Origin of the sequence: Actinoplanes sp. NPDC051513, assembly GCF_044454685.1 — a bacterium.
In the GTDB taxonomy this organism is placed as follows: domain Bacteria; phylum Actinomycetota; class Actinomycetes; order Mycobacteriales; family Micromonosporaceae; genus Actinoplanes.
The window spans coordinates 26790-44988 of sequence record NZ_JBITDW010000027.1 but is presented as its reverse complement, the minus strand read 5'-3'; the positions used below and the strand labels follow the sequence as shown (position 1 = coordinate 44988).

Below are 18199 nucleotides of genomic sequence, written 5' to 3'. Positions count from 1 at the left end.
GGGGCGCCCGGGAACCACCTGCCGCCTGCGGGCCGGCTCTCTAACGGCATGCGTCCCAGCCACAACCGCTGGCGGCGCCGGGTGGTCGGTGGGGCCGTCGTCCCGGTGAGCAGCAGGCCCTCCACCCGAGGCAGCAGGCCCGTATTCGGCGCGACCGCAGGTCAGCCCACGTCGGCCGATCGCAGGCTATGCCTGTCCAACCATGAGGAAATGGCCGCAGCGATCGCCTCTGGTTGGTCCTCAGGCGTGTGATGGCCCCCGGCCCCACACTTTTCGACTTCGAGATGGGCCATGTTGGCGACGCACCAGTCGACCAGCTCCGGAGTCATCATGACGCCCTGGTCGAAGGTGAGCAGAAGCTTGGGCACATCGGCGCTTTCCATCAACCACTCGTCGTAGCGGTCGATCCGTGCGACGATCTCGGCCGGCTCGCCGCCCAGCGGCATCGCGCGTGCCCATTGCAGCATTGGTCGACGGCTTTCGCGAGTGGCGTAGGGCTTGCGATAGACGTCGAGGTCTTTCTCGCTCAGGCCCTGGCCGACGTCGCCAGGCAAAACCTGTTCGATGAATACGTTGTCGTCGAGGATCATGGCCTCCCCCACACCCGCTGTCTTGAGCGCTCGAAAAATGGCGCGACCGCCCTCGGGAAACTCCTCCCAGGTCATCGGCTTCACGATCGTCTCCGTGAACGCGACACCTCGGACTCGTCCAGGATGGCGGGCGGCCCAGTCGAAGGCGAGAGCGCCGCCCCAGTCGTGTCCGATCAGCACGACGTTGTCGAGGCCGAGGGCGTCGAACCAGGCATCGAGATACCTGGCGTGGTCAGCGAAGGTGTACCCGATGTCCGGCTTCCCCGAGTCGCCCATGCCAATCAGGTCTGGCGCAAGGCGCCGACCAGAGTCGCCGACCGCCGGCAGGATGCGGCGCCACAGGTAGGAGGATGTGGGGTTGCCGTGCAGGAAGACGATCGGTACCCCGGTGCCGACCTCTCGGTAGAAGATCATCGAATCTAGAACGTATTCGATGGGCATAGCAGTCCTCTCATACGGAAGGTAGAAACCGCCGAGCGCAACGCATCAGGCGTTGAGGGTCATCACCCGGTCAACGGTGATCTCGAGAAACGATGGGACCGGGCGGGGTTCGACGGTGCAGACCGGTAGCGGCTGGTGTATCGCCAGATGCCGAAACCGGGCCATGGCACAAGGCGGCGCGGCTTTCCGGATTGGCCATGAGGTTGCCGAACTTGCGCGAGGAGGAGAGGTCATGATCCGAGCCAGCTTCGCCGCGCTGTCCCAGATGAATCACACCGGCACCGTGTGGGGCGAAGCGTCCAGCCACATCGCGCTCAGCGTGGAAAGGTAGGTCGCCTCGGCTGGAAGGACTCGACCGAAGCCGACAACGAACAGGGCTACCTCAACGGAAGGCGGCGATGTTGCGTTGTACCCAGTCGGCGAAGACACGTGGCGCTCGGCCGAGGACCCGCTCGACGTCAGGGCTGATCCGCAGCTCGGCGGGTGTGGGCTCGCCGAGGGCATCGAGAGTGGTCTCAGCGACGGGCTCGGGCATGAATCGCAACAGCTGCGCGCGGGCTTCCTCGCGGGTTTGCTCGATGAACCGGACCGGCTCGCCGAGCGCGTTGGCAATGGCCTCGGCCCGTTGCCGGGGTGTGTACAGGGCAGGCCCGGTCAGCTCGTAGACCTGTCCAGCGTGGCCGTCCTCGCGCAGGGCCGCGGCGGCGACCTCGGCGATGTCGGCCGGGTCGATGCTTGGCTGGCCCACGTCACCGAATGGCGCGGCGACCGTCCGCTGCGTACGTACCGTCTCCGCCCAGGCGTACGCGTTGGAGTTCAAGGCACCAGGGCGAAGGATCGTCCACTCCATGCCCGATTGCCGGACAGCGTTGTCGATGGCCAGCATCATGCCGCCGTGGGACGCCGATTGCGGCCTGGTGGCGACTCCGATCGAGGACAGCAACACGACGCGGCCGACTCCGCCGGCTTTCGCGATGTCGAGTATGTCGCGTGGGCTCAACAGATGGGCGCTCGCGGCGCCGTCGTGCAGGAACAGCGCGTCAGCGCCGTCAAGAATGGGCCGAAGACTCTCCGGGTCGGTCAGATCGGCTTGCCGGTGTCGCACGTTGTCCGGCACAGCCGGGTCCGGGACCCCTCGGGATACTGCCGTCACCTGCTCACCAGATGCGGCGAGCGCTTGCACGAGCGGTCGGCCAACGTTGCCGGTCGCTCCCGTCACTACGATCATGGGTAGCTCCGATGTCTCTCAGTCGTGGTTGTTGCCGCCCGAGCGGGCGGAGACGTCGCGGGCCGAGTGGCCTTGCGGCGACCACGTGACGCTAACATCGCCCGTATAGTAGGTACCCACAGGAAAGTGACTATCCGAGAGGATCGCGATGAAGGCGACCCGGGCGCACGCGCCGATCGACCCCGAGCAAGCCTGCCCGATCGCGCCGGTGGTCGACATCGTGTTCAGTCGGTGGACCACCCCGATCCTGTGGTCCCTCAACGAGTACGGCCGGCAACGGTTCGTCGAACTGGAGCGGCGGATCACCACGATCACGCCGAAGGTGTTGACCCAGCGGCTGCGCCAACTCGAACGCGACGGCCTGATCGTGCGCACCTACCACCCTGAGGTCCCCCCTCGGGTCGAATACGAAATCAGTGAGCTCGGCCGCAGCCTGGCCCCGCTGTTCGCCCACCTCGCCGATTGGGCCGCCACCAACCTGGACAAGGTCGACCGGGCCCGCCACGACCACGACGCCAAATCCGCGCGCTAGCGCACCAGCAAAGACGCTCGGAGCCTCTGCGAAATCTCGTCGTTCCTCCCTCGACATCAATGATGTACATCCGCTGCCGGCACAAGGCGTCGGCCTGCTATCGGTGTCAGGTGCGGCGCGGGATGCCGGTCATCGTGCAGACCTCGAGACCGGCATCGCCGCGTCTTAGCGGATCACCTCGAGGTCCTCGAAGGGCCAGGCGGTCCTCCACGGACTTCTTTCACACCCGCAGCTCGACATGCGCCTCACTCAGCGCGCTGGTCAGCTCCAGCAGCGCCGACTCACGCGGGTTGCCCACGATCCGGCCTCCCTCGACCAGACTGGCCTTGCCGCATCGATGAACTGCTGCTTCCACCAGCTGACCAACAGCTCGCTGGTCTTGTTCCTGCCGCGCCGCCTCGGCAATGGTCATTTCACCGGACAACACGCTGAGCACGATGCGCGGCTTCTCGTCGACGGAAACAGCGGAGACCACCTGGCGCGCGACATGATGGCCCAACGCACGCACAGGTCCCTGCTCTCTGCGGTTAACCACGATTCTTTCAATTTATTACTTAACTGATATCATATGGTTCTTTGATTACACGGTGGTTCGGAAGCCCCACCCGATGCAGCGGACCGGACGACCGGGAGAGGAGACACCAGATGAGAATGACGGTCTTTGGAGCAACCGGCGGCATCGGCAGACATGTCGTGCGACAGGCACTGGATGCCGGGCACACGGTGACGGCGGTAGTCCGTGACTCTGCCCGGATTGACGCGCGCCATCGCGCACTCGAGGTGGTGACGGTGCCCGGCCTCACCGACCCTGCAATGCTGGTCCCCGCGCTGGAAGCCAGCGACGCCGCGATTTCGGGCGTCGGCCCGCGCCATCGCAAGGACGGCCCAGTCGCCTCGACCGCCACGCGCGGAATCCTACTCGCGATGGAGGCAAGCCCGCGACGGGCGACCTGGGGGCAGAGAGAGATCGCCCGTCGCGGGCGTCGCCACCCGATCGAAGCTGATGATCGGCTGGCATCCGGAAAGCTGACGGCTGGAGGCCGAGGTGGCGATGAACACCGACGGGCATCAGAATTTCTGGCAACAATTTATTATGTATCCCGTATTTCGTCAAGCGATCGAACCGCGCGACTTGGGCGTTCCTATCGGCGGCGACGAGGACTCCCCGATCAGCTGCGGTGCACCAGCACCACACCGCTCAGGTCGCGGTGGCGGTCTGCGCCTACGTTGACGCCCTCTACGGCGGCAGCGGGCGGAGTCTTTAAGCGGGGCTTGGCGGCGCGGCCGCGCCACCAAGCCCGCGGTGGGGTTTCGGTGTGGCCGCCGACCGCTACCGCCAGTTGCCGTACTGCTCGACGTACACCTGCCCGGTGACCGGCTTGCCCCGGTACCAGCCGGTGACGCTGCCCGCACCCTCGTAGACGCCACCGCCCGCCTGGATTTCCTGGCCCTGCGGCTCGACGACCACGGTCAGGCTGGCGCCCAGCGACGGGATGGTCACCGTCCACCGGGTGCCGTACCGCTTGCCGGTGGTCGGGCTGGTCCAAAAATCGGCGGTGGTGTCGGCGAGCGGAGTCACCGCGACGATCTCGTGGGTCCCGTCCGGGTGGAGCACGGTCGCATACGGGAACTCGCCGCCTTCGCTGAGCAGGTCCCAGAGGTTGACCCGGTCGCCGTTGGACAGCTGCATCGGCATCCAGGTCCATCTCTGCAAGTTGCTCTGGTCCCAGGCGCCCCACTGGCGGTCCAACCACGACTCGCCGGTCACCTCGTAGGCGGTGCCGTTCACGGTCAGCGTCCCCTCGGTTGCCAGGCTGGGCAGCGAGTAATAGTAGCTCGTACCGCCGAGAAACGGCATCAACCCGGTGCCATTGTCGTACATCGCGGGTCCCCGCGCGCCAAGGGTCAGATCGATCTCGCCGACCGGCAGCGACGCGTGGAGGCGCATCGCATCCATCGGCCCCGACAGCGAAGCCGATGGCGTGCGGACGTCGAGCGCGGTGGTGGAGAAACTGGCCTGGTCAGACGAGTAACGCTGGCTCTGCGTGTAGTACTTGCCGGTGGTCTTGTCGGTGATGCCGATCAACGCCTGCGGAGCTCCGCCAATGTTGAGGATCGTGACCTGGTAGCCGAACCGGTGACCGTGGGCGTTGAGGTGACCGACCACGTACCACCATTCGATGGGTGTGTTCGGATGCGCCGCCTGATCGGCCGGCAGGTGAACGAACGTCGGGAAGGCGGGCACCGCGGTCGCGGCCGCAGCTGACGGCTTTGTTATACCCGCTAGGCCGGAACCCGTATTGGCTGATGCCGGGATCGCCGACAACGCCGCGCCGGTCAGGACCGCGCCGAACGCCAAGGAGGCGATCGCTGCGGTGGATCGACGTCGCTGTTTTCGCACGTTGTTCCTCATCTCTTGATCTCTTGCTGTGCGGGAGTCCGTGTGCGCAGTGGTCATCGCCCACTATCGAAATCCCGCATTTCCTGGATGCTGGGGCATGGCGACCATGTGGCAGGAAAGGCAGCCTCTGCGCCGCGTGCGTCCGTCGATGAATGCCTCTTCGGCGCCGGCCTATGTCGTCAAGGCCGCCGTTCGCGCCGCTCACCGTAGGAGTCGGAGGCCGTGGTCATGCCGCCGTGAAATCCTGGAACGCCGGTACATCCACCGCCGGGATGCTTCTCCCGGTTCACCGGGCCGCCGGTCCATCTTCGGTCTGGCGTCGCGTCCCTGCCCGCTGCGCCATCATCGGCCCTTCCTCGCTTGTGCTGGTCAGGTATCGATCGTGGCGGCAGGCCCGGCTCACCGAGCGGGAGCGAGAGGTCGCCGGCCTGGCGGCGTACGGCATGAGCAACGACGAGATCGCCGTCGCCCTGTCCATCAGCCGGGCCACCGCCAAGACCCACATCAGCCGGGCGATTGCGAAACTCGGCGCCCGCGACCGCGCACAGCTGGTGGCGGTCGGACCCACCCTGACCGGAAACTCGCCGATCCCATGACCGCCGACGTGCCCCCGCGGCGTAATCCGCGACCTTGATCCCGAAGCTGAGCAGTTCGCCGTGATGCGTCAGCATCGGAACCGCGATCTCCGACCGGCACGCTGGTGCGCGGCGCTGAGCACGGTGCTCGGCTGACTCAACGGGTCTTCGAATCCGCACGGCCGGCCACCCCCTTTCGAGGTGGCCGGCCGTCGTGCACGGTAAGGCCCCGGCGGGAGGGGCGCGCCGGGACCTTCAGGCGCGTCGCCGAGTCCGTCGTGTCACATGCGGGCGTAACCGGCGTCCGTCACCATGTCGAAGGGCAGGCGGACTGAGGTCACCGTGCCCAGGTTGGTGTTGTTCCGGCGGACGTCGTCGAGCTCAGCGTCAGTCAGCGACCTGCGGAACATCTGGAACTCGTCCAGCGAGCCCTTGAGCGGGTCGCTGCCGTCTGGTCTGGCGCCGAGCTGGAACCCGTCGGCGGCGAACGTGTCGCCGTAGGTTAACGACCCCGCCGGAACGGTCGCTCCGGCCGGCGTGGCGCCGTCCACGATCAACGAGAGCGCGTCACTGGAGCGGCGCAGGCCGACGTGATGCCACTGGCCGTCGCCGAAGGCGAACGCCGGGGACGTGTCGACGACGGCGAGCGTAGTGATCGCCGACTCGGTCTCGAAGGCGGCGTACAGACGATCCTGCGAGGGTTGCGCCCGCAGCCAGATCTGCCGCTGCGCGGCGCCCACTCCGTACGCCCAGAGCAGCACCTGATTTGGGCTGCCGCTGCTCGCGGCGTACTTCACCCAGGTGGAGACGGTGAAGTCCGCTGTGCCCAGGACGCTCGCGGCGTTGTACGGGAGCTGCACCGTGTCGTTGACGCCGTCCAGCGCCAGGGCGGTGCCGAACCTGCCACCGGTCGTGAGTGCCGCCCCGCCCCGGACGTAGGCGTTGTTGCAGTGCACGGAGGAATCGGGGGTCGCCGGCCCGCCGGCCGGTGCCGGCCGCACGACGTTATGGGCCTGGGTGAAGGCGCTCTCGAACGTCCATTGCACTGCGGGGTTGTCGGCCGGGTACGCACCGGCGGTGGCGGCGCCTACCTCCGTGGCGCTCAGCGCCCGGTGGTAGAGCCGGAACTCGTCGAGGTTGCCGGTGAGCACGTCCGTGCCGTCCGGTTTGGACCCGAGGCGAAGCCCGTCGATACCGCTCGGCGCGTTCGCGGTGAGCGAGCCGGTCAACCCGGACGCGCCGGCCGGGCCGCCGCCGTCCACGTTCAGCTGGACCTGCCCGCCACTGCGTCTCAGTGCGAGCAGGTGCCAGGCGCCGTCGCCGAACGCGGTCGCCGGGGAACCATCCTTCAACGTGACGGCAACGTGTCCGGTGTCGGTCTGCACCCAGGTGTAGAGCTGGTCCTGGGCGGGCTGGGCGCGCAGCCAGATCTGCCGCTGGTCGGAGCCCACCCCGTACGCCCACAGCAGCACCTGGTTGGCCGAGGTGCCGGTCGCCGTGTACCGGAACCAGGTCGTGAACGTGAAATCGCCGGAGCCGACGTCGAGGGTCGGCAGGAACGGCACCTCCGCGCCGGGATTGGCGCTGTTCACGGCGAGCGCCCTATCGGCGTCGCCGGGCCGGAAACCATCCGCCAGACTCGCCGCCCCGCCGAGCAGCGTGGCGTTCGCGCAGTGCCCGGACGTGTCGTCCTCGATGGCCACCCGGGTCCGGGTCGCGGTGTTCGCCGTGTCGGCGACCTGGAACGGCAACCGCACCGCGAGCGCCGTGTTGACCGCCGCCGCCGGGTCACCGTCGATCACCGCGGCGTTTCCGGTGCGCACCTGATCGAGCTGATCGGCGGTCAGCGCCCGCCGATACAACCGAAACTCGTCGATGCTACCGGTGAACGGGTCGGTGCGGTCGGGCCTGGCACCCAGCCACAGTCCGTCGACGCCGTTCTGCTGGGTGTCGGTGACCGTCCCCGCCACGCCGGTGGCGGCGACGGAGATCGCGCCGTCCACGGTGAGCGTGACCTGTCCACCGGTCCGCACCAGGGACAGATGACGCCATCTGCCGTCGCCGAACGCGGTAGCGGCGGAATCGTCGGTCAGCGCTATCGAGGCACCGCCGGCGGCACCCTGAACCCACGCGAACAACCGGTCCTGTGATGGCTGCGCCCTCACCCACACCTGCGGCTTGGTGGCACCCATCCCGTACCCCCACAGCAGCACCTGGTTGGGACTGGCGTTCGTGGCCTGGTAGTTGAGCCAGACGGAGTAGGTGAAGTCACCGGCGCCCGGGTCGATGGTCCGGGCGTACGGGACCTCCACCCCGTCGCCGTCGCCACCGAGGGGCACGCCCTGACCGAATCGTCCGCCGCCCAGGGCCGCGTTGCCACGCAGGAAGCCGTCGTTGGCCTCCGCTGTGGCGTCCGGCGTAGTCGACGCCGCGGCCGGGGAACTCTGCGGGAAGACCTTGCCGGTGAAGGACCCCGGCAGTCCGATGTCCGACGGGGCGAACCGGTTGAACCGGATCTCGTCGGCGAAGAAGCCCGGGTTGCCGAGTTCGTCGGTGGTCGCGCCGCCCTCGTACAGGACGCCAATCTCGCCGTCGGGCAGCTCGGCCAGGTCCGAGTAGCCCGAGCGGTCGCCGGTGACCAGGCCGTTGGGCGGGCTCCGCCACGTCACGCCCTGGTCGGTGGAGTAGCGGATCTTCAGAAGCTTGCGGTCGCTCGAGTCGGACGGCCCGGAGAAGATGAGCGTGTCGCCGGGCTGGCGCTGATACGTCGAGCTCAGGGCCAGCACCGCACCCTGCACATCCGGAGTCACCAGCGTCGGCACGACGGTGAGAGCGGGCACGGTGGTGCCGCCGTCGGTGCTCACCGCCCCCGCCCGATGGTTGTTCGATCCGCTGACCTGGTTGCGGGCTGCCACATAGACGCTGCCGCCGGGCAACTCCGCCACGGAGACCTCGCCCGGGTTCAGCACGTCCTTGACGAAGGAGTTGGCGGCCTGGCTGGCCTGCCACGTCGCGCCATGGTCGTCGCTGTAGAGCACGCCGTCGTAGACCGTGTTCTGGTCCGGAATCTGGTGTGCCCCGACCACCAGCCGGCCCGGATGCGCGCCGCCCTTGAGCTGGATGCCGTGCGACGGCCCGGTCGCGAACCAACCGTTGTCCTTCCCGCTGAACGTCGTGGCCAGTCGGGTGGCGGCCGACCAGCTGATCCCGTCGTCGTCGCTCTCCTGCACCCAGCCCAGCCGCTTCCCGGCGATCGTGGCCGGGTTGGACGTGGAGATCAGGAAGACCTGCCCGGTGGTCTCGTCGACCACGGGCGCCGGGTTGCCCCGGGTGAAGGGGGCGTCGGCGTCAGTGTCGCTGCCGGCCAGCACCACCCGGATCGGACCCCAGGTGCGACCGTCGTTTGTCGACCGGCGCACCACCAGGTCGATATCGCCGCGATCCGCGCACGACGGCGATTTCCGCGCCTCCGCGAACGCCAGCAAACTGCCGGCCTTGGTCTTCACCAGGGCCGGGATCCGGAAGCAGCCGTAGCCCGCGGTACCGCCGCGATACAGCACCTGCTGAACACCGACATTGCCGCTCGACAAGGCCACGGATCCCTGCGCCGGAGCGGCGATCGGTGCCGCACCGACAAGCACAGCGACCGAGACCAAACCCTGGGTCAGCAGCCTCACCCGGCTTCGCCCGCCAGGTATTCGGCTGTCATTACCATTTGGCATCTCCAGCACCCATTTCTACGAGCGCAAGCAGCGGCAGACCGCTCGGCGCATTCCCATCGTTGACGTTCGTGAACGAACGCGTGAAGCCTTGCGATTCGCGACGACCGGCCTACGGATCCACCGGCGGTCGCCGGACGTGTTGCGATACACCTCCGATGCCTCCGATGCGATGCCCGCGCTCGGTTCATGAAGCGATCGGACCGGTCCGCTTCGCCGCGCCCGGCGCCGCCAGCCGCCCATACCGGTGGCCGGCCACGAGCCGGCGACTCCCGAAAATCGACAGCGCACGATGAAACGTCTGGCGCGGGCGTCTCGCTGTCCTATGCTGTCCGGAAATTACGCTGCGACGATAGTTTGTGACTCATATTTCGTCAAGGCGGTCAGGAACAGCCGGACCGGCGCCACCGCCGCGCGGGCACCAGCAGCAAAGTGATACGGCTCTCATATTGCGTCGTACGTGGCTCAGATGCTATGAGCCCCATATTATCTCAAAGAGGCGTTACTCCGCATGATGCACGTCGACGACCGCGACCAACTGCGCTTCACACATCCATCGAAAGGAACCATCGTGACCATTGACGAGCTCGACCAAGCAACCGGCCCCGGCCACCGCAGGTTGCCGGGCGCGCCGGCTGAGGCCCAATCTGAGATCAACCCCAAGCGCTGGATCGCGTTCATCTTCCTCGGCCTGGCACAGTTGATGCTCATTCTGGACATCAGCATCGTGAACATCGCTCTGCCGAGCGTGCAGGCCGATCTGGGCTTCTCCGCCGGCGACCGCCAGTGGATCATCACCGGCTACACCCTGGCCTTCGGCAGCCTGCTGCTGCTCGGCGGGCGCATCGCCGACTACACCGGCCGCCGCCGTACCTTCCTGATCGGCCTGGCCGGATTCGCCACCGCATCGGCCTTGGGCGGCATCGCCGGCAACTTCGAAATACTGCTGACCGGCAGGGTCCTGCAGGGCGCCTTCGCCGCCCTGCTGTCCCCGGCGATCCTGTCGCTGATCTCCATCAACTTCACCGACCCCGGTGAACGGGCCAAGGCGTTCGGCGCCTTCGGCGGCATCGCCGCCGCCGGCGGTGCCATCGGTCTGCTGGCCGGCGGGGCGCTGACCGACTACCTGGACTGGCGCTGGTGCATGTACGTCAACGTCCCGATCGCACTCATCGCCGCGTGCGGCTGGTTCCTGCTGCGCGACAACCGCGGCGCCCGGGGCCGGACCCGATTCGACATCCCAGGGGTACTGCTGTCCGGCGCCGGCCTGGTGGCCATCGTGTACGGCAGCAGCCAGGCCGAAACCAAAGGCTGGGGCTCGGCCGAGGTCGTCACCCTGCTGATCACGGGCGTGCTGCTGCTGGCCGCCTTCGCGCTGGTCGAGACCAGGGTGGCCAACCCGCTGTTGCCCTTGCGGATCCTGCTCAGCCGCACCCGCAGCTCCGCCTACCTGGCCATGGGCGTGATCTTCGTCGGCGCGCTGGCCCTCTTCCTGTTCCTCACGTTCTACCTGCAGCTCGTCCTGGGCTATTCCCCGATGCGCGCCGGCGTGGCCTTCCTGCCGATGGCCGCCTCGGTCGCGGTCGGCGCCGGCGGCGTGGCCACGAGGCTGTTGCCCAAGGTCCCGCCGCGGGCGCTGATCGTGCCTGGGATGGTCATCGTCGCCGGCGCGCTGGCCTGGCTGGCTCGCCTGGACGTGGACAGCTCCTATGCCGGCGGCGTGCTACCGGGCCTGTGCATGCTCGGCTTCGGCATGGGCATCTCGCTGCCCGCCACGCTCAACTACGCCACGTACGGCGCCGACGAACACGACACCGGCATCGCGTCGGCCTGCCTGACCACGCTGCAGCAGGTCGGCGGGTCGCTCGGCCTGGCGGTGCTGTCCACCATCGCCACCAGCACGACCGACGACTTCATGAAGTCCGCGGCGGGCGATCCCTCCGCGGCCGCAGGCCCGAAGCTACTTGCCACCGGCCTCACCGAGGGCTTCACCAAGGGTTTCGCCTGGGGTGCGGTCGTACTCGCGGTCGGAGCGGTGCTCATCGGGGTGCTGATGAACACCCGGCGGCCGAGTACGGGCGAGGTCAGCGTCGGCCTCGACCACTGACGGCGACCAGCGGCTCCCAGGAGCCCGCCGCCCGCGGGAGCACCGTTTCGCCCCCGGAGGATCCGCCGGCCAGAGGGAATCGCAGCCGGCGGGTCCGTTCCAGGAGGACCCGCGGTCGCTGACCCCTCCGGCCGGTTGGCCCGGCCGGTTTCCTGCCCGGCGTGCTCGGCTGCCTAGCTGTCGGCGTGGTGGCCGCGCCGTTCACCGCCCCTCAGAAGGAGCAGCAACAGCGATGATGAACAATCCCATGCCCACCGACCGGCGACAGCTCCTGGCCGGGATGGCAGCAGCGGCCGGCGGTGCGCTGATCGGCTCCGCCGCCGCCCCGCGAAACCCTGCGGCCGCCGCCGCGCCCAGCCGACCCGGCGACCTCGATGCGCCGAGGGGGGTCTGTTGCGTTCACTGGCCGGAGTGTCCAAGGCTTGCTCGGTGAAGCATGCCGCTCGGCCGCGTCTTTGGTCACCTCCCCGCTCGGCGTTTGCCGGGTTCCGGTTCCCGGCCGAGGTGATCGTGGTGGCGGTGCGCTGGTACCTGCGCCACGGCCTGTCCTACCGCGACGTCGAGGAACTGCTCGCCGAACGCGGGATAGAGGTCGACCACGTCACGGTCTACCGGTGGATGCAGCGATTCACTGTGCTGCCGGCCGACGCCGCCCGGTCCGCCCGGCACACGCCAGGCGACCGCCGGTTCGTCGACCAGACCTACGTGAAGGTCAACGGAGTCTGGCGCTACGCCTATCGGGCGATCAACCAGTACCGCCAGGTCATCGACGTGCTGGTCTCGACCCGTCGCGATGCCGCAGCGGCGCGCCGGTTCTTTACCCGTGCGCCCCGCACGTTGACGGTGATCCCGAGCGAGGTGGTCACCGACGCCGCACCGGTCTACCCGGCCGTGCTCGAAGAACTGATCCCCTCGGCGTGGCATCACGTCGAGCAGTACGCGAACAACCCGATCGAAGCTGATCACGGTCAACTCAAACGCCGACTACGACCGATGCGCGGACTCCAGACCGATCGCACAGCACAGGTTGTGATCGCCGGGCACACCTTCCTGCAGAACCTGCGCCGCGGCCACTACGACCTCGCCGTCGACACCACCCCGGTAGAACGGGCCGCCGCTGCGTTCACCGAACTCGCTCAAGCCATCTGACACGCCTGTCCCAGCCAAGATCCACGCGGCCACCGATCTCGCAATGCAACGGCGCCCACGCTCCTACTCGTGACCGGGCACTCGCGAACAACGAGGCTCTACCTGAACACCGCCGCCCGTTGGGTGACGTTCTGTGTTCAAGATCAGGGGCAAGGGAGCCGTGGCCAGTGGTGGCCGGGTCCGTACAGTTTGCGAACCTGGCGGGCTGTGGTCCAGTCTTCCTGGCCGGGCAGCGCGGGTCAGCTGGCGGGGTGGCTTTCCCCGATCTCGGCGACAAAGGTCTTGACGGCGGGGAAGGCGAGGTCCGGGCGGTCGCGGAAGATGGTGTGACGCGCCCCGGGAAGTCGCACGAGGCGGGTGGTGTCGGCCGGCAGCTGGCTGGCTAGTTCCTCGACCACGGGCAGCGGGCAGACCGGGTCGTCCTCGCCGGCGAGGACCAGGACGGGGCACCGGACGGCGCCGAGCAGGCTCCAGGGATCGAAGCTTAAGACCTCGTGGCTGTCGTAGTGCGCGGCGACGTCCGGGTTCCTGATCATCCGGGCCAGGAACCGGCGGGACTCCTCGGCCCAGCCCGGCGTAGCACTGTAGAGCGGGTAGCAGACGCGGGTGAACTCAGCCTGGAGATCCTCGGCGTCCGCGGCGTAACCGCCCCGGCGGTATGTGCGGACGCGCTCAACGGTTCCGTTGCGTTGCGAGATCAGTGGACACGCTGAGCTCGGCGGGACAGGCTGTCAGATCGCCTGAGCAAGCTCGGTGAACGCCGCGGCGACCCGCAGTGCGCGCCGGACGCCGACTGCCAGTTCGTAGTGGCCGCGGCGTAGGTTCTGCAGGAAGGCGTGGCCGGCGATCACTACTTGCGCTGTCCGATCAGTCTGAAGTCCGCGCATCGGTCTGAGCCGCCGCTTGAGTTGACCGTGATCGGCCTCGATCGGGTTGTTCGCGTACTGCTCGACATGGTGCCAAGCCGCAGGTATCAGTTCGTCGAGCACGGCTGGGTAGACCGGTGCGGCGTCGGTGACGACCTCCCTGGGAATCACCTTCAGCGTGCCGAGCGCTCGGGTGAAGAATCGGCGCGCCGCCGCGGCGTCTCGACGGATCGCGAGGAGCACGTCGATGACCTGGCCGTGCTGGTCGATGGCCCGGTAGACGTAGCGCCACACGCCGTTGACTTTGACGTAGGTCTCGTCCACGTACCACCGGTCACCGGGCGCGTGCCGGGCGAACCGGGCGGCGTCGGCCAGCAGCGGAGTGAACCGCTGCACCCACCGGTAGACGGTGACATGGTCGACCTCGATGCCGCGTTCGGCGAGCAGCTCCTCGACGTCGCGGTAGGACAGGCCAGAGCGCAGGTACCAGTGCACTGCCACGACGATCACCTCGGCCGGGAAGCGGAACCGGCGAACGCGGATCGAGGAGGAGACCAGGGACGGGACGGAGCAACGGACTTCACCGGTCAACACCGCCTGACCAGCCGACCCAGCCGATGCAACAGAGAGCCACTTTGACGTAGGTCTCGTCGACGTACCAACGGTCGCCCGGCCAACGTCGGGCGAATCGGGCGGCATCGGCATGAACCGTTGTACCCACCGGTAGACCGCGACGTGGTCGACTTCGATTCCGCGTTCGGCTAGCAGCTCCTCGACATCTCGGTAGGACAGCCCGTAACGCAGGTACCAGCGCACCGCCACGACGATCACTTCGGCCGGGAAGCGGAACCCGGCGAACGCCGAGCGAGGAGGAGACCAGGAACGAGCGCGAGCCGCGGACTTCACCAGTCAACCTTGCCCGATCATCCATCAGCCGACGCAACAGAGCCCTCGTCGCCGACCGCGCCCCTCGCGAACTGCGTGAGGCCTATCTCGCCGCCGGCACCGAAATGCTGGACCCCCTCGAACGCATCGGCGTGCGCTTCTGGCATTCGAGGACCGTCGTCGACTACCACCCGGAGCTTCCCGGCTCGGGAGTCGGGCGCGCGCTGGAACCCCACACCTACGACGGCCACCGGCTCGGCCGGGAGCGGTTCGGCCGCATCCGGCGCCCGATCCCGGAGTTCGCGCTGTTCGGCGGCACGCTGATGGTGCGCCGACCCGCGGTGGACCAACTCCTGACGATCTTCGACGGCTCGGTGCGCGGCATGGGCCTGGCGCTGCGCCTGGGGCGCCCGGTGGGCTCGCGACCGGATCCGCTGGCCGCGGGGCACCCGGCTGGCGATGGCAACGCGCTGGTCGCGCACCTCTACCAGCGACTGCTCGACCGGCGGGGCGACGTCTGGTTCACCGCGTCAGCCACGGACCTCGTCGCCGAGCACGGCCGGGTCGTGGGTGCCGTCGTCTCGTACCGGGGGCGCACGGTCCGGATCCACGCCCGCCGCGGCGTCGTCCTCGCCACCGGCGGCTTCGCCGCGAGCCCGCAGCTGCGCGCCGCGTACCTGCCCCGCCCCACGCCGCAATTCACCCCGGTCGCCGAGGGCGGCACCGGGGACTCGATCGCATTGACCCGCGCGGTAGGCGGCGCCCTCGGCGAGCCCCGCGACGACAACGCCCTGTGGTTCCCGAGCTCGATCGGCCGCCGTGAGGACGGGTCGACCGCAGTGTTCCCGCACATCTGGGACCGGGCCAAGCCGGGCATCGTCGCGGTCAACGCCGCCGCCGCCGGTTCGTCGACGAGTCGGTCTCCTACCACCGCTTCACCCGCGCGATGTACCACTCGCAGACGATCCCCGCCTGGCTCGTCCTCGACTCCCGCACCCTCCGGACGTACGGGCTCGGCATGATCCGTCCCCACGCACCGCTGGGCCGCCACCTACGCGACGGTTACCTCAGGACCGGACGCACCATCCGGGAGCTGGCCTCAGCGATCGGCGTCGACCCGGACGGCCCCGAATCGACCGTCGCGGCCGCGAACCGCACAGCGCGGACCGGCGTCGACGAGGAGTTCGGCAAGGGCGCGAGCCCCTACGGCCGTCAGTACGGCGACCCGAAGCACACACCGAACGTGAACCTCGGCCCGATCGAGACCGCACCGTTCTACGCGATCGCGGTGGTGCCGACCCCCCTCGCCTCCGCGCCCGGGTGCTCGACGAGAGCGGCATACCCATCCCTGGCCTCTACGCCTGCGGCAACGATGCCAACTCGATCATGGCCTCGGAATACCCGGGCGCGGGATGCCAGATCGGGGCCAGCCTGACATTCGGCTACCTCGCCGCGCGGCACGCAGCCCGCGACCGGGCTCAGTAAACTTCGATCTTGCCAGTAGGGCGAGGGCTGTAGCAGTCGTTGAAGAAGTACTCGCCGCGGCGACGGAAGGTGTACGTGAACGACTCACCCGGCTTCAGCCGGATGTCGAACAGGCCCTCGAAGAACTGGGTCGCGCCGTGCACGTTGGCGTTGTCCGCCGGGTTGACGAACGTGACCGTGGTGCCGGCCGGAACCCGCAGGTGGGTGGGCGCCATGGCGTTGACGGCGGTCGACTCGATGCTGCCGACCGTGCCGGTCGCGGCGTCATAGGTACGGGCGAGCACCACCGTGTTGTTGACGACGCTGCCCTCCACCGGACCGCCGGAGACCGGGCGGCGGACCACGGGCGGGACGGGAGCAGGAGCGGGCGGCAGGGTGCCGCCGATCTTGAACGCCCAGAGGAAGTCGCCCCGCGGCGCCGAGTCCCCGTACGGGATCCCGGTGCCACCTGCGTACACAGCGAGGTACTCGACGCCGTCGACCTCGTACATGATCGGGCTTGAACTGATAGCCGCGCCGGTCTGGAATCGCCACACCTCCCGGCCGTTGTGAGCGTCGATGGCGAGCAGGTTCCCGTCCGGTTGTCCGATGTAGATCAGGTCGCCCGCGGTGCTGAGCACGCCGTTGCCGTGGGCGAGCGAATACGGCATCCGCCTCTTCCAGCGCACTTTGTTCGTGCTGGGATCAACCGCGACGACCCCGCCGGTCTGGTACTCGCCTGGCGGGCGCAGCCCATTGCTGGCCTCGGTGAGCGAATGGGCGGCTGCGACGTAGCCGTACCCGGTGTAGACCAGCCCGGTGGAGTGGCTGAACGACTGATGACTCCAGTCGGCACCGCCGCCGTGCCCAGGGATGGACAGCACCGGGACGTCCCAATGCGGATCGTAGAGCGCGCCCTGCACGTAGTTCGGCACCGCGCGGTTCGGGTTACCCGGCACCGAGGTGCCGAGTGGCTGGTCCACCACGTGGTTCTCGGTCCACGGACCCTGACGCGGGAAGGGCTGGGTGGGCCAGGTCTTCTGCCGCGGCTCCTGCGGCACCGGCACCTCGTCGATGCCGAGCGGCGCGGAGCCGTCGGTCCGGTCCAGGATGAAGTACATGCCGGACTTGCTGCCGTAGACGACGATCTTGCGTTCCCGGCCGTGGATCCGCACGTCGGCGAGTACCGGCGCCATCTCGTTGTCCATGTCCCAGATGCCGTGATGGATGGACTGGAAGTGCCAGCGGTACTTCCCGGTCTTGATCTCCATGGCGACGATCGAGCTGGAGAACAGGTTCATACCCTCACGGCCGGAGCCGTCCTGCGACGAGTTGTTGCCTCGCGCGTTGCCGAACGTCCAGTAGACCAGGCCCAGCTCGGGGTCGAGCGCCGGATGGATCCACGGCGTCGAGCCGCCGACCTGCCATGAGTCCCCGGCCCAGGTGTCGTTGCCGAACTCGCCCGGGCCGGGCGTGCCCCAGAAGTTCCAGACCAGCGAGCCGTCGGCGGCGCTCAGCGCGAGCGCAGCGGCCCGGGCGCTGTCGTGCGTCCCGACATGCAACAACCCGTCGTGGTACGTGATGGCGACCTTCTCCATGTTCCCGTACCCGTTGATCTGCTTTTCCCAGACGACCGCGCCGGTGGCCTGATCGAGCGCGATCACCCAGTTGCCGCGACCGTGGGTAAAGACCCGGCCCTCGCCGACGGCGACCCCGCGCCGAGTCAGCGTGCCCCGGGTCTGGATGTACTTCCAGTTCGTCTGCCCGGTGCGGGCGTCAACGGCGACGACATTGCCCAGCGCCGATTCGATGTAGAGCACGCCGTCCACGGCGACCGCGGTGCTCTGGTTGGTGCCGGTGGTCAGGCCCCCCTCGATCCGGTTGACCCAAGCGGCCCCGAGTCGACGGACGTTCCCGCGGTGAATGCCGTCCAGGCCCGAGTAGTTCTGGTTCCCGTAGTTGCCGCCGACCTTGGGAAAGTCCTTTCCGCCCGGAGTCGTGCACGACCTCGGCGGCGCGCTCGTCGCGTCGACCGGCGCCGCCACGGCGCCGGTGAGCGGCAGTTGCGTCAGCGTCGTCGCCGCGGCCGCCGCTGCGGCTCCTTTGAGGACGTCCCTTCGTGAGACTTCGATCGCCACTTCGCAACCCTTCTCGAGAGCAGGTCCACCAGGCGGACCTATTGGTCCACTCTGAGGTTAAATCAAAATAGACCTGTTCATCGAAGGGGCGCAATGGTGCTGCA

12 protein-coding genes and 3 pseudogenes are annotated in these 18199 nt (G+C 68.3%); 6 read left to right on the top strand and 9 right to left on the bottom strand.

Annotated elements, in window-relative coordinates; all coding sequences use genetic code 11:
- Positions 1-161: 161 nt before the first annotated feature.
- Together ACIA5D_RS43545 and ACIA5D_RS43540 are read right to left on the bottom strand one after the other, a co-directional pair.
- The gene (locus ACIA5D_RS43545) at positions 162-1031 is read right to left on the bottom strand and encodes a haloalkane dehalogenase (RefSeq protein WP_396036527.1); all 870 of its coding nucleotides are present in this window, start codon (positions 1029-1031) and stop codon (positions 162-164) included.
- 382 nt (positions 1032-1413) lie between these two features.
- Positions 1414-2259 (bottom strand): NAD(P)H-binding protein, encoded by an 846-nt coding sequence (locus ACIA5D_RS43540; RefSeq protein ID WP_396036526.1) that lies wholly within the window; start codon positions 2257-2259, stop codon positions 1414-1416.
- A 148-nt stretch (positions 2260-2407) separates the two neighbouring features.
- Between ACIA5D_RS43540 and ACIA5D_RS43535 the strand changes: the two genes are divergently transcribed.
- On the top strand, positions 2408-2791 hold the full coding sequence (locus tag ACIA5D_RS43535) for a winged helix-turn-helix transcriptional regulator (RefSeq protein WP_396036525.1): 384 nt from the start codon (positions 2408-2410) through the stop codon (positions 2789-2791).
- A 220-nt stretch (positions 2792-3011) separates the two neighbouring features.
- Here the strand turns inward: ACIA5D_RS43535 and ACIA5D_RS43530 are convergent, their stop codons facing one another.
- Entirely contained in the window at positions 3012-3299 is a 288-nt protein-coding gene (locus ACIA5D_RS43530; RefSeq protein ID WP_396036523.1) for a helix-turn-helix domain-containing protein, read from the bottom strand.
- 137 nt (positions 3300-3436) lie between these two features.
- Here ACIA5D_RS43530 and ACIA5D_RS43525 point away from each other — a divergent pair, with 137 nt between their 5' ends.
- Positions 3437-4165, top strand: coding sequence for an NAD(P)-dependent oxidoreductase (locus ACIA5D_RS43525; RefSeq protein ID WP_396036522.1), 729 nt, complete (start codon positions 3437-3439; stop codon positions 4163-4165).
- On the opposite strand, the gene ACIA5D_RS43520 is transcribed toward ACIA5D_RS43525, so the two are convergent.
- Complete coding sequence (locus ACIA5D_RS43520) at positions 4122-5192, bottom strand: lipocalin-like domain-containing protein (protein WP_396036521.1); 1071 nt, start codon at positions 5190-5192, stop codon at positions 4122-4124. The two genes, ACIA5D_RS43525 and ACIA5D_RS43520, sit on opposite strands and share 44 nt — an antisense overlap.
- A gap of 398 nt (positions 5193-5590) precedes the next feature.
- Here ACIA5D_RS43520 and ACIA5D_RS43515 point away from each other — a divergent pair.
- Positions 5591-5788, top strand: a pseudogene (locus tag ACIA5D_RS43515) (helix-turn-helix transcriptional regulator); the annotation flags it as partial.
- A 260-nt stretch (positions 5789-6048) separates the two neighbouring features.
- Here ACIA5D_RS43515 and ACIA5D_RS43510 read toward each other — a convergent pair.
- Entirely contained in the window at positions 6049-9357 is a 3309-nt protein-coding gene (locus ACIA5D_RS43510; RefSeq protein ID WP_396036519.1) for a LamG-like jellyroll fold domain-containing protein, read from the bottom strand.
- 700 nt (positions 9358-10057) lie between these two features.
- Here ACIA5D_RS43510 and ACIA5D_RS43505 point away from each other — a divergent pair.
- Both ACIA5D_RS43505 and ACIA5D_RS43500 read left to right on the top strand, forming a co-directional pair.
- Positions 10058-11593, top strand: a complete 1536-nt coding sequence (locus ACIA5D_RS43505; RefSeq protein WP_396036518.1) for an MFS transporter — start codon at positions 10058-10060, stop codon at positions 11591-11593.
- Positions 11594-12022: 429 nt separating this feature from the next.
- Positions 12023-12742 carry an IS6 family transposase gene (locus tag ACIA5D_RS43500; protein WP_396036516.1) on the top strand — a complete coding sequence of 240 codons (720 nt, stop codon included), beginning with the start codon at positions 12023-12025 and terminating at the stop codon, positions 12740-12742.
- Positions 12743-12981: 239 nt separating this feature from the next.
- On the opposite strand, the gene ACIA5D_RS43495 is transcribed toward ACIA5D_RS43500, so the two are convergent.
- The 3 genes and pseudogenes from ACIA5D_RS43495 to ACIA5D_RS43485 form a co-directional block, all read right to left on the bottom strand.
- The gene (locus tag ACIA5D_RS43495; protein ID WP_396036515.1) at positions 12982-13278 is read right to left on the bottom strand and encodes an alpha/beta fold hydrolase; all 297 of its coding nucleotides are present in this window, start codon (positions 13276-13278) and stop codon (positions 12982-12984) included.
- 195 nt (positions 13279-13473) lie between these two features.
- Positions 13474-14151, bottom strand: coding sequence for an IS6 family transposase (locus tag ACIA5D_RS43490; RefSeq protein WP_396036599.1), 678 nt, complete (start codon positions 14149-14151; stop codon positions 13474-13476).
- A 168-nt stretch (positions 14152-14319) separates the two neighbouring features.
- Positions 14320-14439: pseudogene (locus tag ACIA5D_RS43485) on the bottom strand (IS6 family transposase); the annotation flags it as partial.
- Between the two features lie 179 nt (positions 14440-14618).
- Between ACIA5D_RS43485 and ACIA5D_RS43480 the strand changes: the two are divergent.
- A pseudogene (locus tag ACIA5D_RS43480) lies at positions 14619-15978 on the top strand (FAD-binding protein).
- Here the strand turns inward: ACIA5D_RS43480 and ACIA5D_RS43475 are convergent.
- Complete coding sequence (locus ACIA5D_RS43475) at positions 15972-18095, bottom strand: PQQ-binding-like beta-propeller repeat protein (RefSeq protein ID WP_396036514.1); 2124 nt, start codon at positions 18093-18095, stop codon at positions 15972-15974. The pseudogene ACIA5D_RS43480 and the gene ACIA5D_RS43475 overlap by 7 nt on opposite strands.
- Between the last annotated feature and the right edge of the window lie 104 nt (positions 18096-18199).